At 62.3% G+C, this 22,882-nt stretch carries 21 protein-coding genes; 10 read left to right on the top strand and 11 right to left on the bottom strand.

The annotated features are described in order from the left end of the window. Positions 1 to 14: 14 nt before the first annotated feature. From choV to F8N82_RS26685, 3 genes are all read right to left on the bottom strand, one after another. Complete coding sequence (gene choV / locus F8N82_RS26675; RefSeq protein WP_038998296.1) at positions 15 to 1,193, bottom strand: choline ABC transporter ATP-binding protein; 1,179 nt, start codon at positions 1,191 to 1,193, stop codon at positions 15 to 17. Further along, complete coding sequence (gene choW / locus F8N82_RS26680) at positions 1,190 to 2,038, bottom strand: choline ABC transporter permease subunit (protein WP_176470473.1); 849 nt, start codon at positions 2,036 to 2,038, stop codon at positions 1,190 to 1,192. The genes choV and choW overlap by 4 nt, the downstream gene beginning before the upstream one ends. A 66-nt stretch (positions 2,039 to 2,104) precedes the next feature. Next, a complete protein-coding gene (locus tag F8N82_RS26685) occupies positions 2,105 to 3,052 on the bottom strand; it encodes a choline ABC transporter substrate-binding protein (RefSeq protein WP_038998298.1) in 948 nt (315 codons plus the stop codon). Between the two features lie 449 nt (positions 3,053 to 3,501). Here F8N82_RS26685 and F8N82_RS26690 point away from each other — a divergent pair, with 449 nt between their 5' ends. Beyond that, complete coding sequence (locus F8N82_RS26690; RefSeq protein WP_038998299.1) at positions 3,502 to 4,878, top strand: L-serine ammonia-lyase; 1,377 nt, start codon at positions 3,502 to 3,504, stop codon at positions 4,876 to 4,878. 408 nt (positions 4,879 to 5,286) lie between these two features. Then, on the top strand, positions 5,287 to 6,390 hold the full coding sequence (locus F8N82_RS26695; protein ID WP_028942254.1) for a GlxA family transcriptional regulator: 1,104 nt from the start codon (positions 5,287 to 5,289) through the stop codon (positions 6,388 to 6,390). Positions 6,391 to 6,460: 70 nt separating this feature from the next. Here F8N82_RS26695 and F8N82_RS26700 read toward each other — a convergent pair whose 3' ends face one another. From F8N82_RS26700 to choX, 5 genes are all read right to left on the bottom strand, one after another. After that, entirely contained in the window at positions 6,461 to 6,715 is a 255-nt protein-coding gene (locus F8N82_RS26700) for a hypothetical protein (RefSeq protein ID WP_038998300.1), read from the bottom strand. Between the two features lie 224 nt (positions 6,716 to 6,939). Then, positions 6,940 to 7,443, bottom strand: a complete 504-nt coding sequence (locus F8N82_RS26705) for a thioesterase family protein (protein WP_052251616.1) — start codon at positions 7,441 to 7,443, stop codon at positions 6,940 to 6,942. 13 nt (positions 7,444 to 7,456) lie between these two features. Continuing rightward, positions 7,457 to 8,422, bottom strand: a complete 966-nt coding sequence (locus tag F8N82_RS26710; protein ID WP_038998301.1) for an L-carnitine dehydrogenase — start codon at positions 8,420 to 8,422, stop codon at positions 7,457 to 7,459. Between the two features lie 15 nt (positions 8,423 to 8,437). After that, entirely contained in the window at positions 8,438 to 9,322 is an 885-nt protein-coding gene (locus F8N82_RS26715; protein WP_038998302.1) for a 3-keto-5-aminohexanoate cleavage protein, read from the bottom strand. A gap of 61 nt (positions 9,323 to 9,383) precedes the next feature. Beyond that, entirely contained in the window at positions 9,384 to 10,328 is a 945-nt protein-coding gene (choX, locus tag F8N82_RS26720; RefSeq protein ID WP_038998303.1) for a choline ABC transporter substrate-binding protein, read from the bottom strand. A 169-nt stretch (positions 10,329 to 10,497) separates the two neighbouring features. Between choX and F8N82_RS26725 the strand changes: the two genes are divergently transcribed. Continuing rightward, on the top strand, positions 10,498 to 11,457 hold the full coding sequence (locus F8N82_RS26725) for a GlxA family transcriptional regulator (RefSeq protein ID WP_038998304.1): 960 nt from the start codon (positions 10,498 to 10,500) through the stop codon (positions 11,455 to 11,457). Here the strand turns inward: F8N82_RS26725 and F8N82_RS26730 are convergent. Both F8N82_RS26730 and F8N82_RS26735 read right to left on the bottom strand, forming a co-directional pair. Beyond that, complete coding sequence (locus F8N82_RS26730) at positions 11,444 to 11,863, bottom strand: DUF3010 family protein (RefSeq protein ID WP_038998305.1); 420 nt, start codon at positions 11,861 to 11,863, stop codon at positions 11,444 to 11,446. The two genes, F8N82_RS26725 and F8N82_RS26730, sit on opposite strands and share 14 nt — an antisense overlap. Before the next feature lie 7 nt (positions 11,864 to 11,870). Continuing rightward, positions 11,871 to 12,278 (bottom strand): lysozyme inhibitor LprI family protein, encoded by a 408-nt coding sequence (locus tag F8N82_RS26735; RefSeq protein WP_038998306.1) that lies wholly within the window; start codon positions 12,276 to 12,278, stop codon positions 11,871 to 11,873. Between the two features lie 196 nt (positions 12,279 to 12,474). Here F8N82_RS26735 and F8N82_RS26740 point away from each other — a divergent pair, with 196 nt between their 5' ends. Both F8N82_RS26740 and F8N82_RS26745 read left to right on the top strand, forming a co-directional pair. Further along, complete coding sequence (locus tag F8N82_RS26740; RefSeq protein WP_038998307.1) at positions 12,475 to 13,182, top strand: winged helix-turn-helix domain-containing protein; 708 nt, start codon at positions 12,475 to 12,477, stop codon at positions 13,180 to 13,182. After that, entirely contained in the window at positions 13,183 to 14,472 is a 1,290-nt protein-coding gene (locus tag F8N82_RS26745; RefSeq protein ID WP_038998309.1) for an ATP-binding protein, read from the top strand. 3 nt (positions 14,473 to 14,475) lie between these two features. Here the strand turns inward: F8N82_RS26745 and F8N82_RS26750 are convergent, their stop codons facing one another. Beyond that, positions 14,476 to 15,687: a serine hydrolase domain-containing protein gene (locus tag F8N82_RS26750; protein WP_224793838.1), complete on the bottom strand. Its 1,212-nt coding sequence runs from the start codon at positions 15,685 to 15,687 to the stop codon at positions 14,476 to 14,478. A gap of 250 nt (positions 15,688 to 15,937) precedes the next feature. On the opposite strand from F8N82_RS26750, the gene F8N82_RS26755 reads away from it, so the two are divergent. The 5 genes from F8N82_RS26755 (at position 15,938) to F8N82_RS26775 (ending at position 22,872) form a co-directional block, all read left to right on the top strand. Next, positions 15,938 to 16,915: a dipeptidase gene (locus tag F8N82_RS26755; protein ID WP_038998310.1), complete on the top strand. Its 978-nt coding sequence runs from the start codon at positions 15,938 to 15,940 to the stop codon at positions 16,913 to 16,915. Between the two features lie 75 nt (positions 16,916 to 16,990). Beyond that, complete coding sequence (locus F8N82_RS26760) at positions 16,991 to 17,521, top strand: 4-vinyl reductase (RefSeq protein ID WP_010221341.1); 531 nt, start codon at positions 16,991 to 16,993, stop codon at positions 17,519 to 17,521. A gap of 15 nt (positions 17,522 to 17,536) precedes the next feature. Further along, positions 17,537 to 19,597: a dimethylglycine demethylation protein DgcA gene (dgcA, locus tag F8N82_RS26765; RefSeq protein ID WP_038998311.1), complete on the top strand. Its 2,061-nt coding sequence runs from the start codon at positions 17,537 to 17,539 to the stop codon at positions 19,595 to 19,597. A 102-nt stretch (positions 19,598 to 19,699) separates the two neighbouring features. Beyond that, entirely contained in the window at positions 19,700 to 21,649 is a 1,950-nt protein-coding gene (gene dgcB / locus F8N82_RS26770) for a dimethylglycine demethylation protein DgcB (RefSeq protein WP_038998312.1), read from the top strand. Continuing rightward, entirely contained in the window at positions 21,649 to 22,872 is a 1,224-nt protein-coding gene (locus F8N82_RS26775) for an electron transfer flavoprotein subunit alpha/FixB family protein (protein WP_038998314.1), read from the top strand. The genes dgcB and F8N82_RS26775 overlap by 1 nt, the downstream gene beginning before the upstream one ends. The last annotated feature ends 10 nt before the right edge of the window (positions 22,873 to 22,882 follow it).

Below are 22,882 nucleotides of genomic sequence, written 5' to 3' on the forward strand. Positions count from 1 at the left end.
CCCCGCGATAGCTGTCAACCCAGGTTCTTGCCCAGCAGCGCGTGATACAGCTCGCTGTCGCCAAGAATCCCCACCACTGTATTGCCTTCCTGAAGCACCAGCTTGTTGCCGGTCTGGTAACGGATCTGCAGGGCTTCGCGCATGCCGATATTGGCATTCACCAGGGTCGGTCTGCGAGCCAAGCCTTCCACGGCTTCACCCGGTGCCCAGTTCTGCAGGTCCATGCCATTGGCGCCCTGGCGCGCACCCTTGATGGTGTTGCCTTCGGCCAGGTCCAGCCAGGAATCACCGCCCGGGTCCAGGCATACCGAGCCATTGATGCGCTTGCACTTGTCCAGGGTGCGCATCAGGCTGCGGCCGCACAGCACATTGAGCGGGTTGGTGTGGGCGACAAAGGTGCGCACGTAGTCGTCGGCCGGGTTGAGGACGATTTCTTCCGGCTTGCTGTACTGGATGATCCGCCCGTCTTTCATGATCGCAATACGGCTGCCGAGCTTCAGGGCTTCGTCCAGGTCGTGGCTGACGAAGACGATGGTCTTGTTCAGCTTGCGTTGCAGTTCCAGCAGTTCGTCCTGCAGGCCCTGGCGGATCAGCGGGTCAAGGGCCGAGAAGGGTTCGTCCATCAGCAGGATATCGGCGTCCATGGCCAGCGCCCGGGCCAGGCCGACCCGCTGCTGCATGCCACCAGAGAGTTCGTCGGGCTTCTTGTTGCGCCACTGGGTCAGGCCCACCAGTTCGAGCTTCTCATCGACCAGCTTGCGCCGTTCCTTCTCCGGGCGGCCCTGCATTTCCAGGCCGAAGCTGATGTTCTCGCGCACCGTCAGCCAGGGCATCAGGGCGAACTTCTGGAACACCATGGCGATGCGCTTGGTGCGCATCATCTTCAGTTCCGCCGGAGTGCAGTGGGCAATGTCGATATGCGAGCCTTCGTGTTCGACGAACAGCTTGCCGCGGCTGACGGTGTTGAGGCCGTTGATGCAACGCAGCAGGCTGGATTTGCCCGAACCGGACAGGCCCATCAACACGCAGATCTCGCCCTTGTTGATGTCCAGGTTGGCTTTTTCGACGCCGACCACCAGGCCGGTTTTCTTCAGGATCTGTTCCCGGGTCATGCCCTGGTCGAGCAGGCTCAGGGCCTCGCGCGGTCGGCTGGAGAAAATAACGTCTACGTCTTCGAAGCGAATAATGCTCATGCTTCACTCCTTACCGGCGCGTCGGGTTGTTTGCAGATACGGTCGAGCATGATCGCCAGCAACACGATCGCCAGTCCCGCTTCGAAGCCCAAGGCGATATCGGCAGTGTTCAATGCGTTGACCACAGGTTTGCCCAGGCCGTCGGCCCCCACCAGCGCGGCAATCACCACCATCGACAGCGACAGCATGATGCATTGGGTGACACCGGCGGCGATGCTCGGCATGGCGTGGGGCAACTCGATGCGCGACAGCAGCTGGCGGCGTGAGCAGCCAAAGGCCTTGCCGGCGTCGAGCAGTTCCTGGGGCACGTCGCAGATACCCAGGTAGGTCAGGCGGATCGGCGCGGCGATGGCGAACACCACCGTCGAGATCAACCCGGGGACTACCCCCAGACCGAACAGGGTCAGGGTCGGGATCAGGTAAACGAAGGTGGGCACCGTCTGCATCAGGTCGAGGACCGGGCGCATGGCGGTATAGAACATCGGCTTGTGTGCGGCGAGGATGCCCAGCGGCACGCCGATGGCCACGCAGACCAGGGTGGCAAACAGCACCTGGGCCAGGGTCTCCATGGTTTCTTGCCAGTAACCGAGGTTGAAGATCAGCAGGAATGACAGCACGCAGAATGCGGTCAGCGCCCATTTGCGCTGGATCAGGTGCGCGATCACTGCAATCAGGCCGATCAGGACGAAGGGATTGAACCAGGTCAGTGCCCCGGTCACACCATGAATCATGTATTCCAGTGCTGCCGCGAAGGCATCGAAGTAGTTGGCGCCGTGTTGCGTCAACCATTCAACGAAGCCTGCGATGTACTGGCCCAGAGGGAGTTTTTCATCGATCAGCATGATAGCGAGCGTCCACCTGCAAAAGTTTGAAGACAGCCTGCGGCGGGGCCAGCCCGCCGCAGGCAGTGCTTACTGCGTGAGTTTGGCTTTGGCTGCCTCCAGGCCAGGCTTGCCGTCAACAGTGGTGACCCCGGCCAGCCAGGTGTCGAGCACCTGCGGGTTGTTTTTCAGCCAGGCCTTGGCTGCAACGTCGGGTTTCATCTTGTCGTCCAGGACGTTGCCCATCAGGGTGCTTTCCATGTCGAGGGTAAAGGACAGGTTTTTCAGCAACTGGCCGACGTTGCTGCATTCCTGCACATAGCCCTTGCGGGTGTTGGTGAGGACGGTGGCCTTGCCGTATTCGGGGCCGAAGAAGTCATCGCCGCCGTCCAGGTATTTCATTTTGAAGCGGGTGTTCATCGGGTGTGGTTCCCAGCCCAGGAACACCACATCGGTGCCGCGGCGAGCGGCGCGATCAACCTGCGAGAGCATGCCAGCCTCGCTGGACTCGACCACCTTGAAGCCGGCGTCTTTCAGGCCGAAGGCGTTCTTGTCGATCATGCTCTGGATGGTGCGGTTGCCGTCGTTGCCCGGTTCGATGCCATAGATCTTGCCGTCCAGCTCCTTCTTGAACTTGGCAATGTCGGCGAAGTTTTTCAGGCCCTTGTCGTACAGCGCCTGGGGCACGGCCAGGGTGTACTTGGCGTTCTCAAGGTTGGCCCGTACGGTTTCCACGGTACCGGCATCACGGTACTGCTTGATGTCGTTTTCCATGGTCGGCATCCAGTTGCCGAGGAACACGTCCATGTTCTTGCCATCGGCCAGCGACTTGTAGGTCACCGGTACCGAAATCATCGTGGTCTTGGTCTTGTAGCCCAGCGACTGGAGCACGACGCTGGTGACCGCGGTGGTCACGGTGATGTCGGTCCAGCCGACATCGGAGAAGTTGACGGTGTGACACTGCTCGGGCTCGGCGGCCTGGGCCAGCACCGGCAGACTCAGCACTGCGGCCAGCAATAGCGAGGGTGAACCTTTCATTCGATGGACTCCTGGGTTTTTTTCTCGGATGTCCCACGGGACCGCCGTGCTTTATGGTTTGCATTCGGTCGGGCCTGACTATCGGGCGATAGCGGGACGGCTGCCGTGCAATCGAGTCGATACCGATCATCTAACAGCGAAAATCAAACGCCTACAGGGTGCGTCGTATCCAGTACAGACAGGGTCGCATCCAGTGTCGATGAGGTCGTTTACAGATTTATCCCACCCTGTAAACGCAGTTTCGGTACTTGTGCACCGCAAAAAAACGGCGCACAAGCACGGCTGACAGCTGGCGGCGTTGCTGGGCAAGAACGCGTCGGTTGCAGACGTCAGAGGTCCTGGTAAAAGCCTGATGATGCGCGGAATCGGCGGATTGCCGCCTATTTAGCGTAGCAGTTGCGCCGTCCTTGGCTTGGGCTGCGGGGCTGTACATTCAGGAGGTAGATGGCATGGCCATCAGTGTGTTCGACCTGTTCAAGATCGGCGTTGGTCCATCCAGTTCCCATACCGTTGGGCCCATGCGCGCCGCGGCATTGTTCGTCCAGGGCCTGCGCGAGCGCGGCGAGCTTGCGCAGGTTCGGCGCGTCGAAGTTCGCCTGTATGGCTCACTGTCGGCCACCGGCATCGGCCATGGCAGCGATAACGCAGTGATCATGGGCCTGATGGGCGAATGGCCGGACGCCATCGACCCCGCGCAGATTGGCCCGCGTATCGCCGCCCTGCGCGAAACAGACACCTTGCTGCTCGACGGCCGGCTCGAGGTCGGCTTCGTTTGGGCCCGCGACATGCTGTTGCTCGACGAGAACCTGCCGTATCACCCCAACGCCATGACCCTGATCGCTGAAGGTGCTGCTGGCGAGCTGCATCGCGACACCTATTACTCGGTGGGCGGCGGCTTTGTCGTCGATGCGGCCCAGGCTGCAAGCGGCGTCCTTGACGCCGACAACACCGTGCTGCCTTACGATTTCGACAGTGCCGTCGAGCTGCTTGAGCTGTGCAAGCAAAACGACCTGCGCGTGTCGCAATTGATGATGGAAAACGAAAAGGTCTGGCGCAGCGAAGCTGAAATTCGCGCCGGGCTTCTGAAGTTGTGGCACGCCATGCAGGCCTGTGTCGAAAACGGCCTCAAATACGAAGGCATTTTGCCCGGCGGGCTCAATGTGAAGCGCCGTGCGGCCAAGCTGCACCGCAGCCTGCAGGAGCTGGGCAAGCCCAATGTGATCGGCTCGACCCTGAGCGCGATGGAGTGGGTCAACCTCTATGCCCTGGCGGTCAATGAAGAAAACGCCGCCGGCGGGCGCATGGTCACCGCACCGACCAATGGCGCGGCCGGGATCATTCCGGCGGTGCTGCACTACTACATGCGCTTTAGCGACGAAGTCAGCGAAGCCAACGTTGTCGACTTCTTCCTTGGCGCCGCCGCAGTGGGCATCTTGTGCAAGAAGAACGCTTCGATCTCTGGCGCTGAAGTGGGTTGCCAGGGTGAAGTCGGTTCGGCCTGTGCCATGGCCGCCGCCGGCCTTGCCGAAGTGCTCGGGGCTACCCCCGGGCAATTGGAAAACGCCGCCGAGATTGGTCTTGAGCACAACCTGGGGCTGACCTGCGACCCGGTCGGCGGCCTGGTGCAGGTGCCGTGTATCGAGCGCAACGCGATTGCCGCAGTCAAGGCCATCAACGCCGCGCAAATGGCCTTGCGTGGCGACGGCGAGCACTTTATTTCCCTCGACCGGGTGATCCGCACCATGCGCGATACCGGCGCCGACATGCACGACAAGTACAAGGAAACCTCGCGCGGTGGCCTGGCGGTCAGCGCCATCGAATGTTGAAACGGTAAGTCGCCTGCGCCGTTTTTGTTCACCTTTGGCCTGCGCGCTGCCTTTTGGCGCGCAGGCCGATCCCACCGCGAATCATCAGCTGTTACCCCGGCGCCTGGCGCCTTGGGTGACAGTTGCCCATGTCGTTTCTGGGCATCCTTCACACAAGTGCTACCGAATTGCTCACGCGTCCTACAGACCGGCACTAGGCCGGTCGTTTGCGTTTATAACCGCGCCTTGGAACAAGGGCTATATAGACGCTGCGCGACGTCGTTTTTGGGTTTTATTGAATGGCCATTCAATTTCAGGCATGGCATTTGCGTTGTGATTGGCAAAGCCCCTGCATCCGAATCGGGGCCGTGACAAAAAAAGCCCGTGCCTGCCTGAGGCGCAACCTGCATTGTGTGAGGAGATACCGCGATGACGTCGTACAACTCCGGGACCCCAACCCAGAACCGCACGCCCCAATCCATCGGCTTTCTGCTGCTGGACAATTTCACGCTGATTTCCCTGGCTTCCGCTGTTGAGCCGCTGCGCATGGCCAACCAGCTGTCCGGCCGCGAGCTGTACCGCTGGAGCACCCTGAGCGTGGATGGTGGCCAGGTATGGGCCAGCGACGGCTTGCAGATCACCCCCGATGCGGCCATGCACAAGGCACCGGCCATGGACACCGTGATTGTCTGTGGCGGTATTGGTATCCAGCGCACCGTCACCCGCGAGCACGTCACCTGGTTGCAGAGCCAGGCGCGCCAATCCCGCCGCCTAGGTGCGGTGTGCACCGGCAGCTGGGCCCTGGCCTGTGCTGGCCTGCTCGATGGCTTTGATTGCAGCGTGCATTGGGAATGCCTGGCGGCGATGCAGGAAGCCTTTCCGCGGGTGAGCATGAGTACCCGTCTGTTCACCCTCGACCGCAACCGCTTCACCAGTTCCGGCGGCACTGCGCCACTGGACATGATGCTGCACCTGATCAGCCGTGATCACGGTCGCGAGCTGTCGGCGGCGATCTCCGAGATGTTCGTCTACGAGCGCATCCGCAACGAACAGGATCACCAGCGCGTGCCGCTCAAGCACATGCTCGGCACCAACCAGCCGAAACTGCAGGAAATCGTCGCGCTGATGGAGGCCAACCTCGAAGAGCCGATCGACCTGGACGAACTGGCGGTGTACGTAGCGGTCTCGCGGCGCCAACTTGAGCGCTTGTTCCAGAAATACCTGCACTGCTCGCCGTCGCGCTACTACCTGAAGCTGCGCCTGATCCGCGCCCGGCAGTTGCTCAAGCAAACGCCGATGTCGATCATCGAAGTGGCTTCGGTGTGCGGCTTTGTCTCGACGCCGCATTTCTCCAAGTGCTACCGCGAATACTTCGGCATTCCGCCGCGTGACGAGCGTGTTGGCTCCAACACCGCGCAGCAGGTGGCGATGATGCCGATCCCGCAGGCGCTGGTGCTGTCGCCGCTGGCCGGGCCGATGTCGGCGTTGAGCCAGGCGCGCAATGAGTCGACGTTTGCCAGTGTGAGGCTCTAGACCGAGTTGCATTCATCGCGGGGCAAGCCCGCTCCTACACCTGTGGGAGCGGGCTTGCCCCGCGATGCTTTTAGCGATTCTGGAACTGCGCCAACGCCGGCAATAGCTGCTTTTCGATGGCCTGGCGCACGGCCGGCAGGATGGTCGCATTGCCGGTGTACATCTGCTCGACCATGCCCTTCAGGGCTTTTGCCCGCGGCTCACTCAAGCCCCGTACCGCACACTCGCAGGCCTGCTCGGCACTGGCCCCAGGCGGCATCTCGAAACCCAGCGCGCGCAGCTGGCCCAGCAGGTCGTCCTGATCAATCAAATCCGCATGCATCATGGTTGTTGTCCTTGTTTGCAGGTGTGATCGTCATTCGATTCTGTGGGCGTCGAGCCACTGCGGCAAGGGCAGAATGTCGCAATGGCCGCTTTACCTAAGCACAGGTCGTTTTCGGGCAAATCCACGGGGAAGGGAGGCTGCACACTGGGGCCATGCACAGAAAAGGAAGGTTTGGTCACCCTCCGCTTGAAGCATGTTCATGCTCGCTCTTGGCCCCGGTTGCTTCACGGCTTGCCGGGGTTATTTTTTTGCTTTTGAATCGTTGGCAAGCCGATCACCCGGCCAGCAAACTCGGGCGCCGGCAGATCCACCTGCTCATCGACAATCCCCTGCAAGCGTTCAACCACTGCAGGCGTAAACGGCGTCGAGCTTGGCCCGGCCAGGTCCACATGCAGCAGCATCTGTTCACTGGCCGCCAACGCCTCGTCGAACCCCTCGCGATGCAGGCTGTGATACAGCTGCAGGCGCTTTCGGTCAAAACCGATGACCTGAGTCTGCACCCATACCTGGGTACCAAGCTTGACCTCATGCAGGTAGTTCAGGTGGCACTCCAGGGTAAACAACGAATTGCCGCTGGCGCTGCGGTTGTCGCTGTCAAGGCCCATGCGGTCCATGAAGGCATCGGTGGCATAGCTGAAGATCAGCAGGTAGAAGGCATCGCGCAGATGCCCGTTGTAGTCGACCCAGTCCGCCTGGACTGGGGTTTGGTAGGTGATCAATGCGGGCATCGCTGCACTCCGGTCAGTCGCTGAAAGCCATGCCGTGCTTGGCCTTGGTGGTTTTTACCGCATCCAGCACGGCGAGCAGGCAATCATCACGATAGCGCTCCAGCGAGCTGATGCTGCGTTCGCCCAGTTGTTCACCCGTGCCCTCGACCACGGCATCGATCAAACCGTCGGTCAGCTCTGGGGCGGGCAGGTAGGTCCAGGGCAGTTGCAGGGCAGGGCCGAACTGGGCCATGAAGTGGCGCATGCCGGCATCGCCACCGGCTAGGGTATAGGTGAGGAAGGTGCCCATGAACGACCAGCGCAAACCGGCGCCAAAACGAATCGCGTCGTCGATTTCGCCTGTGGTTGCCACGCCGTCGTTGACCAGGTGCAACGCCTCGCGCCACAACGCTTCGAGCAGGCGGTCGGCAATAAACCCGGGCACTTCCTTGCGCACATGCAGAGGGCGCATGCCGAGGTTGGTGTAGACGGTTTTGGCCGCTTCGATGGCCTCGGGCGCGGTCTTGTTGCTGCCGACGATTTCCACCAGCGGCAGCAGGTACACCGGGTTGAACGGGTGGCCGACCACGCAGCGTTCGGGGTGGGTCGAGGACTCGTAGAATTCACTGGGCAACAGGCCTGAAGTGCTGGAGCCGATCAACGCATTGGGCTTGGCTGCGGCGCTGATCTTGCTGTGCAGGTCAAGCTTGAGGTCCAGACGTTCGGGGGCGCTTTCCTGGATGAAATCGGCATCGCGTACGCATTCCTCGATGGTCGCCACAAAGCGCAGGCGCTGCTGCGAGGCGCCGGGGGTCAGGCCTTGTTTTTCCAGGGCTGGCCAAGCATTGGCGATGCGCTTGCGCAAGCCCGCTTCGGCGCCGGGGGCGGGGTCCCAGGCGACTACATCCAAGCCATGGGCCAGGGCGCGGGCCACCCAGCCGCTGCCGATTACGCCGCTGCCCAGGGCTGCAAAGGTCTTGATCTCGGTGATAAAGCTCATCGGTTTCTCCAGCAATCAGCGACGGGTCAGGTTCATTTTTGCGCGGCCTTCGGCAGGGCTGAGCACCCGTGCGCCAAGGCGGCTGAGAATCTCGCCGGCGCGTTCCACCAGTTGGCCATTGCTGGCCAGCACGCCTTTGTCCAGGTACAGGTTGTCTTCCAGGCCCACCCGCACGTTGCCGCCCAGTAGCACCGCTTGTGCGGCCATCGGCATTTGCATGCGGCCGATGCCGAAGCCGGCCCAGGTCACGCCTGGCGGCAGGTTGTCGACCATGGCTTTCATGGTGGTGGTATCGGCCGGCGCACCCCAGGGAATGCCCAGGCACAGTTGGAACAAGGGGTTGTCGAGCAGGCCTTCCTTGATCATCTGCTTGGCGAACCACAGGTGGCCGGTGTCGAAGATTTCCAGCTCGGCTTTAACGCCCAGTTCAGTGATGCGTTTGGCCCCAGCGCGCAATTGCGCCGGGGTCGAGACGTAGATGCTGTTGCCGTCACCAAAGTTGAGGGTGCCGCAGTCCAGGGTGCAGATTTCCGGCAGCAGCGCCTCGACGTGGGCCAGGCGCTCCAGCGGGCCGATCAGGTCGGTGCCGACGCCGAATTCCAGCGGGGTTTCGCCCGGGCCGATCTCCAGGTCGCCACCCATGCCGGCGGTGAGGTTGACGATGATGTCGACATCCGCCTCGCGGATGCGCTCCATCACTTCCCGGTACAAGTTGACGTCGCGGCTGAAGCGACCGGTTTGCGGGTCGCGAACATGGCAGTGGACCACCGTGGCGCCGGCTTTGGCGGCCTCCACGGCGGCTGCGGCGATCTGTTTCGGGGTTACCGGGACCAGGTGGCTCTTGCTGGCGGTGTCGCCGGCGCCGGTCAGGGCGCAGGTGATGATGACGTCGTGGTTCATGTGTGGTTTCCTTCGGGCGAGTTGGGGCCATCGCGGGTCAAGCCCGCTCCCACAGGGTCTGTCAGTTGGCAGTGAGCTGAAGGTTGTCGGCGGCGGTCTTGCCGTCAAAGGTGGTCACCCCTTCAAGCCAGCGCTTCTGGTCTTGCGGATGGTCCTTGAGCCACTGGCGGGCGGATTCCAGTGCGTCTTTATGCTCGAGCAGCGGTTGCATCATGCGGCTCTCGTCCTCGGCGCTGAAGGTCAGGTTGGTCAGCAGGCGGTTGACGTTCGGGCAACGCTGGGCGTAGTCCGGGGCAGTGACGGTCCACACTGTGGCGCGGCCCTCGTCCGGGCCCAGGGCGCCGTTGCTGCCGCTGAGATAGGCCATGTCGATGTTGACGTTCATCGGGTGCGGCGCCCAGCCGAAGAACACCACCGCCTCCTTGCGGCGCACCGCGCGGTCGACGGCGGCGAGCATGCCGGCTTCACTGGACTCGACCAGCTGGAACTTGCCCAGGCCGAACTGGTTCTTGCTCATCATCGCCTTGATCTGGGTGTTGGCACCCGAGCCGGGCTCGATGCCGTAGATCTTGGCGCCCAGCTCTTTTTCGAACTTGGCGATGTCGGCGAAGGTTTTCAGGCCCTTGTCGGCCAGGTACTTGGGTACCGCGAGGGTCGCGCGGGCGTCGTCGAGGCTCGGCTGGTCGAGGACCTTGACCTGTTTGGCATCGATGAACGGGGTGATGGTCTGGGTCATGATCGGGTTCCAGTAGCCCAGGAACATGTCCAGGCGCTGGTCGCGGATGCCGGCGAAAATGATCTGTTGCGAGGCGCTGGTCTGCTTGGTCTTGTAGCCCAGGCCATCGAGCAGGACCTGGGTCATGGCGCTGGTAGCCATCACGTCGGTCCAGTTCACCACGCCAAGGCGCACGTTCTTGCAGGTGGCCGGTTCTGCGGCCATCACGTTGGTGCTGAGGATTGCGGTGCCGACGAGCATCAGCAGGCTACGGCTGATCATTCTGTTCATGGTGGCTCCTCCAACGGCAGTTCTAATTGTTATAGGGGGCGGCCTCTGCGTGCCGTGTGACCAAACTACGCCGGTGCCCTGGCTAAAAATCGCACTGTGGCGACCGGCACTTGCACAGTGGCGACCAGCGCGCTATTAACCGAGCATCGGTGGCCGTCGAGTTATCGCTATGCCCCAGGATTTCCATTTCTTGCTGTTGCCCGGGTTCTCCGCCATTGGCTTTATTTCCGCGATAGAGCCGCTGCGGGTGGCCAACCGCTTTCGTGGCGAGCTGTATCGCTGGCAGGTGCTGAGCATAGATGGCGGTGCAGTGCAGGCCAGCAACGGCATGTCGGTGAATGCCGACGCCGCGCTGCAGCCGCTTGGCAAGGGCGCGACGCTGTTGTTGGTGGCCGGTTTCGAGCCGCTGCGCAGCTTTGGCCCGGCCTTGCAGCACTGGCTGCGCAAGCTCGATCACGAAGGCGTGGTGTTGGGCGGTATCGACACCGGCACCGTGGTGCTGGCCGAGGCCGGGTTGCTCGACGGTCACCGGGTGACCCTGCACTGGGAAGCGCTGGAGGCCTTCAAGGAAAGTTACCCGCAGTTGCAGGCAACCCAGGAGCTGTTCGAAGTGGATCGGCGCCGTATCACCTCGGCGGGGGGCACTGCCTCGATCGACCTGATGCTCGACCTGATCGCCCAGGCCCACGGCCCGGAGCTGGCGATCCAGGTGTCGGAGCAATTCGTGCTGGGCCGCATCCGCCCGCGCCAGGATCACCAGCGCATGCAGATCGCCTCACGCTATGGCATCAGCAACAAGAAACTGGTGCAGGTGATCGGCGAGATGGAGCGCAACACCGAGCAACCGCTCAACACCCTGGTGCTGGCCGAGTCGGTGCAGGTCACCCGGCGCCAGCTGGAGCGCTTGTTCAAGCTTTACCTGCACGACACGCCCAGTGGCTTTTACCTGCGCCTGCGCCTGGACAAGGCCCGGCAACTGCTGCGCCAGACCGATCTGAGCGTGCTGGAGGTGGGCATCGCCTGCGGCTTTGAGTCAGCCTCGTACTTCACCCGCTGCTACCGGGGGCGATTCGCGCGTTGCCCGCGAGAAGACCGCAAGGTCGGGGCTGTCAGCCTCAGCGGCGCTTGAGCAACAGCGCGCAGGCGCTCTTGTAGGCTTCGTGCTGGTACTTGTTCAGCGAAGCTGGCAGTTCAATGTTGTGTTTCTTGGCCTGGGCGCTGACGGTCTGCGGTGAAACCAGCTCCACCTCGCAATTATCCAGCAGCTGCAATACGCCTTCGATCTTGAAAGTGGTCGGGCCACCCGCGAAGTCGCCTTTCTTGCTGCGTTTCTTGATCGCCAGGTGGCTGATGCCATGTTCAGCGATAAATTGCCGGGCCTGGCTGGCAAAGGCTTTGACGTTGTTCGCCAGCTCATCGTCTTCCAGGGCGATTTTTTTCGTGGCCAGGGCAAGATGCACAGGGCTGGCGCCGTCCAGGGTGGCAACGGCGAGCAGCGCTTCGCTGCCTTTGATTTCAATTCCGCAGATTTTCATGCTGTTCTCAATCGGAGTTTTGCAGACCCAGGGACTGCAAGTATTCGGAGCGATCATCGCTACGTTGGGCAAGGCAGGTGTTCAATGCAGCGTCGAAGGCCTTTCCGGGTTTTTCGTCAAAGGTTTCGACCTTGCAGTCGGCGTCGCGTAATTGCTTCCAGATGGCTTCGGCGTCACGCAGGCGCTTGCTCAGTTCGGCGACCTTGGCCGGCTGGCCGTCGTATTGTTCGCCGATGCGTTGCAGCAAGTCATCGAAAGCGGCGTTAAGTTCGCGTTCGGCGGTAGTGCGGCTGTATTGAGCGCATTCATAAGTTTGCTGGTCGCTCTCGACGTTGTCGCACGGGGTGCTCTCGTCGTCCTCGGCATGGGCGCCGAATGCCAGCAATACCAGGGCCAGCCCTACCATCGTTCTCATCTGCGACATCCTCCGAAAGCTTGCGCGAACATGGGCGCCGATTCTCGCTCAGCGCCGCAGCAAAGAACAGGGTAGTCGGTGCTCCTGTGAAAAAGCGTGCGGGCGGCGTGAACACTTATTCACAGACGTTTCATAAAAGCGCACATAAACTCGGCGTTTTCCCACTAATCCAGTCTTTTTAGCCTGTGGAAACGCGATGGAAAGCCCCGGACTGATCAAGGTACTGCTGGTCGAAGACGACCTCAAACTGGCCGGCCTGGTTGCGCATTATCTAGCCGAGCATGGCTTCGAGGTGCACTGCGTGCACCGGGGCGACCAGGCGCTGGAAGCCTTTCTGAGCTACAAGCCGGCGCTGGTGGTCCTCGACCTGATGCTTCCGGGGCTGAGCGGCCTGCAGGTGTGCCGGGCAATCCGTAGCCAGGCGGCCACGCCGATCGTGATTCTGACGGCCCGCGAAGACGATCTCGACCATATTCTTGGCCTTGAGTCCGGGGCCGACGACTATGTGATCAAACCCATCAAGCCCCCGGTATTACTGGCTCGGCTGCGCGCTTTGCAGCGTCGCCAAGGGAGCGAGCCGATCGGGCGCGACAGCTTGCGCTTTGGACAATTGAACATTGATCGGGCCAGCCGTGAAGCGCATCTGGGTGATGAGCCCATCGAGCTGAGCACCATGGAGTTCGAACTGCTCTGGCTGTTGGCAAGTGCTGCGGGGCAGACCCTGTCGCGCGATGACATCCTCAATCGCTTGCGCGGCATTGCCTTTGACGGCTTCAACCGTAGCGTCGATGTCTATGTCAGCAAGCTGCGCAGCAAGCTGCGCGACAACCCTCGCGAGCCGGTGTGCATAAAGACGGTCTGGGGCAAAGGCTACCTGTTCAATCCTTTCGCCTGGGAGCTGTAGATGCTGCGGCTGTTTCTCGGCTTGTTCACCACCATGGTCATTGCCTTTGCTTTGGCGGTGCCGTCGATCAACACGTTTTTTGACTGGTACCTGAAGACCAGCGACGATGTTTATTACCGCGAATCGATGCGTGGGCCGGCCTACAGCTTGCTGGAGCAATTGCGTCCACTTTCAGCTACCGCGCGCCAACAACGTCTGGACGAGCTTCAGCCGCACTACGGGATGACCCTCAAGCTGGTTGAGGCCCAGTCGTTGCCGCTCAGTCAGCACGATCGTGAGCTGTTGGCCAGTAACCAGATGCTGATTCTCGATGATGTCAGCCGCTTCATCATTCCCATTGATGAAGGCCACCAGCTGCTGAGTGTCAGCTTGCCGCCTGATCTGAGGATGTCCACTGGCTTTGTTGTCATTGCCTACGGCATGTTCGCCAGCCTGCTTGGCATTGCCGTGTTTTGCTGGGTCTGGCCGCATTGGCGCGACCTGGAGCGATTGCGTCTGGCGGCACAGCGCTTTGGCGCCAACGACCTGAGTTCGCGCATCCACTTGTCGCGCCGCTCGAACATTCGCCAACTCGCCGAGCATTTCAACCAGATGGCCGGGCGTATCGAAGGCCTGATCGCCAACCAGCGCGAACTGACCAATGCGGTTTCCCATGAACTGCGTACGCCGATTGCGCGGCTGACCTTCGAACTGGAGCAGTTACGCCGCCTGGCCGACCAGAATGCCTGTGGCCCGCTGTTGGACGACATGCATGCCGACCTGGGCGACCTTGAAGAGATGGTCTCGGAGCTGCTGACCTACGCCAGCCTTGAGCATGGCGCTGCGCAGATCAAACGCGAAACCATCCAGGCTGCCGAGTGGATCGACAGTGTGCTCGGCAGCCTCGCCCTGGAAGCGGAAGCCGCAGGTGTGGCGCTGACACTGAGCGTCTGTGCCGTCGAGAGCATTCGCATCGAGCCGCGGTTCATGGCGCGGGCGGTGATCAACCTGCTGCGTAATGCCATCCGTTATGCCGAGCGCGAAGTGCGGGTAAGCCTGGTGCGTGAAGGCAACCTGTATCAGGTGTTTGTTGAGGACGACGGCCCGGGCGTGCCGTTGGTCGCCCGGGAGAAAATCTTCGAGCCGTTTACCCGGCTGGACACCAGTCGCGACCGCCGGACCGGTGGCTACGGGCTCGGACTGGCCCTGGTGCGCCGAGTGTCGCAATGGCATGAGGGGCATGCCCAGGTACGAGACTCCGTCAGTGGTGGCGCCTTGTTCGTCTTGAGTTGGCCGCACAACGAGGCCTGAGGTTCAGAGCCGCAGCGGCGGCAAGCTCGGCTGACAGTCGCGCGGGCAAGCCAGCTGGCTACCGTGGGCCTGCAGCATCAGGCGCAGGGCCTGGGTGGCCAGGTCGCTGACCAGCGCTTCGGCGGTATCGGCATTGGCCATCACCACCACTGCCAGTTTCGGCTCGGGCAGCACGCTCAGTTGCGCAGCAAAATCTCCGGTCGAACCGCTGTGTTGCCATTGCTGCAGTTGCGGCCCTATACGTGGATCACCGCAAGGGCCCAGGTACCAGGCCAGGCCAATCGGGCAATCGACGTCCGGCCCATTAGCGCGATTGTGCTGGCGGAACATCTGTTCGATCGACTGGCGATTGAGCACTTGCCGACCGTCGAAGCGCCCCTGGGAGAACAGCATTTGCACGAACTGGCCGACATCCCGAGGCGTGGTCCACAAGCCGCTAGCCGGCAGGTCGCTAATTTCCGGGTCCTTACTGCGCTGGCCCTGCAGGTAGCCGCGGGCGCGGTAGGGCTGCAGGCTGCTGGTGCCGATGAAACTTGAGTGCGCCATGCCCAGGGGTTTCAACAAGTGCTGCTGCAGGCGGGTTTCGAAGGGTTGCCCGCTGCTGCGCTCGATGGCGGCGCCGAGCAGGGTGAAGCCCAGGTTGGAATAGGCCATCTGCATGCCGGGGGGATGGTTAAGCCACAGCTCGCCGGCTTTTTGCGGCAGGTGCATCAATGGATCAGCGCTGTGCAGGTTCGGCAAAAATTCGCTGGGTAGCCCAGCCTGGTGGCTGAGCAAACGGCGCAGGGTGATAGCCCGGTCAGCACTGCGGGCATCGGCATGAAAGCGCGAACGCACGCGAAACTCCGGCAGGGTCTGCGACAGCGGGGCATCCAGGTTCAGGCGCTGTTGTTCGACCAGTTGCAAAGTGGCGCTGGCGGTGAACAGCGTAGACAGCGAGCCGGCGCGGAACGCCGTGGCGGGGGTCACGGGTATTTGCAGCGCCTCGTCAGCCAGGCCGAAACCTTCGGCCCAGACCAGCGTCTGGCCGTCGATCAGCGCCAGGGACAGGCCCGGCACATGGTTCTTGCGCATCTGCTCGGGGATGCTCTGGCGCAACTGTTCGATCACCGCTTGATAGTCACCCTGGCGGATCGGCGGCAGGCTTGCGGGTGCCCGTTCGCTGCAGCCGGAGTTGACGAGCAGCAGGCTGAACAGAAAGGCAAGGCGAAGCATGGGGCACCTGGGCGCAATGGGGGGCAGTTCATGCTAGGGCAGAGGCGGTCGGCAATCTTTGAGCGGATTGTCGGAAAACTGTTAAAGACTGTGGCGCAGGCGGTCAAAGCAGCCCTTTGTCGCTCTTTGACGCTTTCGGCAATTCCCCTGTCGTTTTTGCATCTGGGCGACATTGCCCCTAGGCATATGCTGGCTCCAAAGCGCCGGCAGACGATTCGGCGCAGGTTTTACCAATAAAGGGGACAGCCTGATGAGCCCAGCCGAATTACACGCAGACAGCATCGTTATCGACGGGCTGATCATTGCCAAATGGAACCGCGAGCTGTTCGAAGACATGCGCAAGGGCGGCCTGACCGCGGCCAACTGTACGGTGTCGGTCTGGGAAGGCTTCCAGGCCACGGTCAACAACATCGCCGCCAGCCAGAAGCTGATCCGTGAGAACAGCGACCTGGTGATGCCGGTGCGCAGCACCGCCGACATCCGCAAGGCCAAGGAAGTGGGCAAGACCGGCATCCTCTTCGGCTTCCAGAACGCCCATGCTTTCGAAGACCAGATCGGCTATGTCGAGGTGTTCAAGCAGCTCGGCGTGGGCATCGTGCAGATGTGCTACAACACCCAGAACCTGGTCGGTACCGGCTGCTACGAGCGTGACGGCGGGCTGTCGGGCTTTGGCCGCGAGATCGTCGCCGAGATGAACCGCGTCGGGGTCATGTGCGACCTGTCCCATGTCGGTTCCAAGACCTCCGAAGAAGTCATCCTCGAATCGAAAAAGCCGGTGTGCTACTCCCACTGCCTGCCTTCCGGGCTCAAGGAGCACCCGCGCAACAAGTCCGACGAAGAGCTCAAGTTCATTGCCGACCACGGCGGTTTCGTCGGCGTGACCATGTTCGCGCCGTTCCTGGCCAAGGGTATCGATTCGACCATCGACGACTACGCCGAAGCCATCGAATACACCATGAACATCGTCGGTGAAGACTCCATCGGTATCGGCACCGACTTCACCCAGGGCCACGGCCAGGACTTCTTCGAATACCTGACCCACGACAAGGGCTACGCCCGGCGTCTGACCAGCTTCGGCAAGATCATCAACCCGCTGGGCATCCGCACCGTGGGCGAGTTCCCCAACCTCACCGAGACCCTGCTCAAGCGCGGCCATTCCGAGCGCGTGGTGCGCAAGATCATGGGCGAGAACTGGGTCAACGTGCTCAAGGATGTCTGGGGCGAATAAGCCGCCAGTAACCGTCTTCCGACCCCTGCCACCGGCGCAGGGGCAGCCAACCAAAATTTCTGGAGTTCAGTTTCCATGGCCAAGATCGCCCCGCAATTGCCTATCGAAGTCGACAGCGAAACCGGTGTCTGGACCAGCGATGCCCTGCCGATGCTGTATGTACCGCGGCATTTCTTCGTCAACAACCACATGGGCATCGAGGAAGTGCTGGGCGCCGACGCTTATGCCGAGATTCTCTACAAGGCCGGCTACAAGTCCGCCTGGCACTGGTGCGAGAAAGAAGCTGAATGCCACGGCCTGGAAGGCGTGGCGGTGTTCGAACACTACATGAAGCGCCTGTCCCAGCGAGGCTGGGGCCTGTTCAAGATTCAGGACATCGACCTCGACAAGGGCACCGCCAGCGTCAAGCTCGAGCATTCGGCGTTCGTGTATGTGTACGGCAAGGTCGGGCGCAAGGTCGACTACATGTTCACCGGCTGGTTCGCCGGGGCCATGGACCAGATCCTGGCGGCCCGCGGCAGCAACATTCGCACGGTCGCCGAGCAGGTCTACGGCGGTTCGGAAGAAGGCCACGACGACGGCCTGTTCATCGTCAAGCCGTTGTAAGTCGAGGATCCCGCCATGGCTTTCGAAGCAATGTTCCAGCCGATCCAGATCGGCAAACTGACCATCCGCAACCGGGTACTGAGCACCGCGCACGCCGAGGTCTATGCCACCGATGGCGGCATGACCACCGACCGCTACGTGAAGTACTACGAAGAAAAAGCCAAGGGCGGTATCGGCCTGGCCATCTGCGGGGGGTCCTCGGTGGTGGCCATCGACAGCCCGCAGGAATGGTGGGCTTCGGTGAACCTCTCGACCGACCGCATCATCCCGCACTTTCAGAACCTGGCAGATGCCATGCACAAACATGGCGCCAAGATCATGATCCAGATTACCCACATGGGCCGTCGCTCGCGCTGGGACGGCTTCAACTGGCCGACCCTGATGTCACCATCAGGCGTGCGTGAACCGGTGCACCGCGCCACTTGCAAGACTATCGAGCCGGAAGAAATCTGGCGGGTGATCGGCAACTATGCGCAAGCCGCGCGCCGGGCCAAAGAAGGCGGTCTGGACGGGGTCGAGCTGTCGGCAGTGCACCAGCACATGATCGACCAGTTCTGGAGCCCGCGGGTCAACAAGCGTACCGACGAATGGGGCGGCACCTTTGAAGGCCGGATGAAGTTCGGCCTGGAAGTGCTCAAGGCCGTGCGCGCCGAAGTCGGCCCGGATTTTTGCGTGGGCATGCGGATCTGCGGTGACGAATTCCATCCCGATGGCCTCAGCCACGAGGACATGAAGGAGATCGCCAAGTACTACGATGCCACCGGCATGCTGGATTTCTTCGGCGTGATCGGCTCGGGGTGCGACACCCACAACACCCTGGCCAACGTTATTCCCAACATGAGCTTCCCGCCCGAGCCGTTCCTGCACCTGGCGGCCGGCATCAAGGAAGTGGTCAAGGTTCCGGTGCTGCATGCACAGAACATCAAGGACCCGAACCAGGCCACACGCATCCTTGAAGGCGGCTATGTCGACATGGTCGGCATGACCCGCGCGCACATTGCCGATCCGCACCTGATCGCCAAGATCAAGATGGGCCAGATCGACCAGATCAAGCAGTGCGTCGGTGCCAACTACTGCATCGACCGCCAGTACCAGGGCCTGGATGTGCTGTGCATCCAGAACGCTGCGACTTCCCGTGAGTACATGGGCGTACCGCACATCATCGAGAAAAGCACCGGGCCCAAGCGCAAGGTGGTGGTGGTTGGCGCCGGGCCTGCGGGCATGGAAGCTGCGCGCGTGGCCGCCGAACGCGGTCATGACGTTACCCTGTTCGAGAAGAAAGACGCCATCGGCGGGCAGATCAGCATTGCCGCCAAGGCGCCGCAACGTGACCAGATCGCCGGTATCACCCGTTGGTACCAGCTGGAGCTGGCGCGGCTGAAGGTCGACCTGCGCGTGGGTACGGCGGCCGATATCGACACCATTCAGGACCTGCGCCCGGACATCATCGTGCTGGCGGTGGGCGGCCATCCGTTCATCGAGCAGAACGAACACTGGGGCGCCGCCGAAGGGCTGGTGGTCAGCAGCTGGGACGTGCTCGACGGCAAGGTGGCGCCGGGCAAGAACGTGCTGGTGTACGACACCATCTGCGAATTCACCGGCATGTCGGTGGCCGACTATATCGCCGACAAGGGCAGCCAGGTCGAGATCGTCACCGACGACATCAAGCCGGGCGTGGCCATCGGCGGTACGTCGTTCCCGACCTACTACCGCAGCATGTACCCCAAGGAAGTGATCATGACCGGCGACCTGATGCTGGAAAAGGTCTACCGCGAGGGCGACAAGCTGGTGGCGGTGCTGGAGAACGAATACACCGGCGCCAAAGAGGAGCGGGTGGTCGACCAGGTGGTGATCGAGAACGGCGTGCGGCCGGACGAGGCGCTGTACTACGGCCTCAAGGAAGGTTCGCGCAACAAGGGCCAGATCGACATTGAGGCGCTGTTCGCGATCAAGCCGCAGCCGATCCTCAGCCAGCCGGGCGAAGGTTACCTGCTGTATCGCATCGGTGACTGCGTGGCGCAGCGCAATACACACGCGGCCATTTACGACGCACTTCGGCTTTGTAAGGATTTCTAAGGCAGCTGCAAGCGGCAAGCTTCAAGCGGTAAGCAAGAGCAACGCGGTGTTGCCCTTGCTTGCGGCTTGAGGCTTGAGGCTTGCACCTGAAAGGTGCCTCTGATGTTGAACACCCTTATCCCCATCCTTCTGTTCGCCGCCCTGGGCCTTGCCGTCCTTGGCGCGCTGCGGCGCGTGCGGATGTGGCGCCAGGGTCGGCCGTCGAAGGTCGATCTGCTGGGCGGCTTGCTGGCCATGCCACGGCGCTATATGGTCGACCTGCACCACGTGGTCGCCCGCGACAAGTACATGGCCAACACCCACGTGGCCACGGCTGGCGGCTTCGTCCTGGCAGCGGTACTGGCGATCCTGGTGCATGGCTTTGGCCTGCATAACAAGATTCTTGGCTATGCCTTGCTGTTCGCCACCGTACTGATGTTTGCCGGTGCGCTGTTCGTCTACAAACGTCGCCTCAACCCGCCTTCACGGTTGTCGAAGGGCCCGTGGATGCGCCTGCCGAAAAGTCTGCTGGTGTTTGCCGTGAGCTTCTTCATCGCCACCTTGCCGGTGGCCGGGATTCTCCCTGAGGGCTTCGGCGGCTGGCTGCTGGTGGCGCTGCTGGGTATTGGCGTGCTGTGGGGCGTGTCCGAGCTGTTCTTCGGCATGACCTGGGGCGGGCCGATGAAGCACGCCTTTGCCGGTGCCCTGCACCTGGCCTGGCACCGCCGTGCCGAGCGTTTTGGCGGTGGCCGTTCGACCGGGCTCACGCCCATCGACCTGGAAGACCCGCAAGCGTTGCTGGGGGTGGAAAAACCCAAGGATTTCACCTGGAACCAACTGCTCGGCTTTGACGCCTGCGTGCAGTGCGGCAAATGTGAAGCGGTGTGCCCGGCCTTTGCTGCCGGTCAGCCGTTGAACCCGAAAAAACTTATCCAGGACATGGTCGTCGGCCTGGCCGGCGGCACCGATGCCAAGTTCGCTGGCAGCCCGTACCCTGGCAAACCGATCGGCGAGCATGGCGGCAACCCGCACCAGCCGATCGTCAACGGCCTGGTCGACGCCGAGACCCTGTGGTCGTGCACCACCTGCCGCGCCTGCGTCGAGGAGTGCCCGATGATGATCGAGCACGTCGATGCCATCGTCGACATGCGCCGTCACCTGACCCTGGAAAAAGGCGCGACGCCGAACAAGGGCGCCGAGGTGCTGGACAACCTGATCGCCACCGACAACCCCGGCGGTTTTGCCCCGGGCGGGCGGATGAACTGGGCGGCGGACCTCAACCTCAACCTGCTCGGCGACATCAAGACCGCCGAAGTACTGTTCTGGGTCGGCGATGGTGCCTTTGACATGCGCAACCAGCGCACCCTGCGGGCTTTTGTCAAAGTGCTGAAAGCTGCGCAAGTAGACTTTGCCGTGCTCGGCCTGGAAGAGCGCGACAGCGGCGACGTGGCCCGGCGCCTGGGCGACGAAGCGACCTTCCAGCAACTGGCCAGGCGCAATATCCAGACCATGGCCAAGTACAGCTTCAAGCGCATCGTTACCTGCGACCCGCACAGCTTCCATGTGCTCAAGAACGAGTACGGTGCCTTCGGCGGCAACTACCTGGTGCAGCACCACAGCACCTATATCGCCGAACTGATCGCCGCTGGCGCGCTCAACCTCGGCCAGCACAAGGGCGGCAGCGTGACCTATCACGACCCGTGCTACCTGGGTCGTTACAACGGCGAGTACGAGGCGCCGCGTGAAGTGCTGCGCGCCCTCGGTATCGAGGTCAAGGAGATGCAGCGTTCGGGCTTCCGCTCGCGCTGCTGCGGCGGTGGCGGCGGTGCGCCGATTACCGATATTCCTGGCAAGCAACGGATCCCCGACATGCGCATGGACGACATCCGCGAAACCGCTGCCGAGCTGGTGGCCGTGGGTTGTCCACAGTGCACGGCGATGCTCGAAGGCGTGGTCGAACCGCGTCCGTTGATCAAGGACCTGGCGGAGCTGGTCGCCGACGCCATTCTCGAAGAACAGGCCCAGGCGAGCAAACCCGCCCCGGCAAAGCGTGAACCTGCGGAGGTGCACTGATGAGCGACATTATTCGCCGTGATCCGCGCGCCGAGTGGATCGCCCGCAACCGCCTGCACCCGCTGCACGCGGCCATGCAGCAGACTCAGCAGCACAGCTGGATGGGGCCCAACGGCATCATCCGCAAGAATCCGCACGGGGTCGGTTTCATTGGCCCCAACGGTATCAAGCGCATCGATCGTAGCGGCGCCCAGCAGGGCGGCAGCAGCAAGCGCACTGCAGCAGCCGTGGTGCAATTGCCGCTGCACCAGGTGGCGCAGCCGGCGTTCTACATCGCCGTGGTCCCGGACATGGTCGGCGGCCGCCTGGGCAGCCACGACCGCGATCTGCTGGGCCTGGCCCGCAGCCTGGCCGGCAGTGACGGTGCGGTGCTGGCGATGGTGTTTGGCGAACACAAGGAAAGCAACTTTTCCACAGCCGGCGTCGATCGCTTACTGGTGATCGAAGGTGACGAGTTCGCAGGTTATGCGCCGGAGCAACTGGTGCAGGGTCTGCGCGCTGTGGATAACCAGTACAGCCCACGCCATTGGCTGCTGCCGGACAGTCGTACCGGTGGCGGTGAGCTGGGCCGGCGCTTTGCCGCGGCCATTGGCGAACGCCCGGCTACGCGCGTCTGGCAGGTCAAGGACGGGCAATGCAGCGGCCGCGCCGGCGCTGGCCAGCAGGACCTGATCCGCGGCCTGCCACGGTTGATCCTGGCGGCTGCCGAATGCGCGGAACCGGTCAGCGAAACTCGCCACGAAGCCTTGCCGGTGCAGTTATCCACAAGCGCTGTGCGCAGCTTGTCGCGAATTGAAGACCTCGGCCCTGTGGCCGTCGACCCGGCCGCCATTGCCATGGCCGAGGCCGAGTTCATCGTCTCGGGCGGCAACGGCGTCAAGGACTGGGACCTGTTCCACCGCGCCACCGTTGCGCTGGGCGCTACCGAAGGCGCTTCGCGGGTGGCCGTGGACGACGGCTTCATGCCGCGCAATCGCCAGGTCGGTGCTACCGGTACCTGGGTGACCGCGCGGGTTTATGTGGCTGTGGGTATTTCCGGGGCGATCCAGCACCTGCAGGGCATCGGGGCCTGCGACAAGGTGGTGGCGATCAACATGGACCCGGGCTGCGACATGATCAAGCGTGCCGACCTGTCGGTGATCGGCGACAGCGCGGCGATTCTCCAGGCGCTGATCGAGGCTGTGGAAAACTACCGCAACGACGCCAAGCGCGATGCGGCCTAAGGGCAGGGGA

The sequence above is a fragment of the Pseudomonas fluorescens genome (genome assembly GCF_902497775.2).
GTDB lineage: Bacteria > Pseudomonadota > Gammaproteobacteria > Pseudomonadales > Pseudomonadaceae > Aquipseudomonas > Aquipseudomonas putida_F.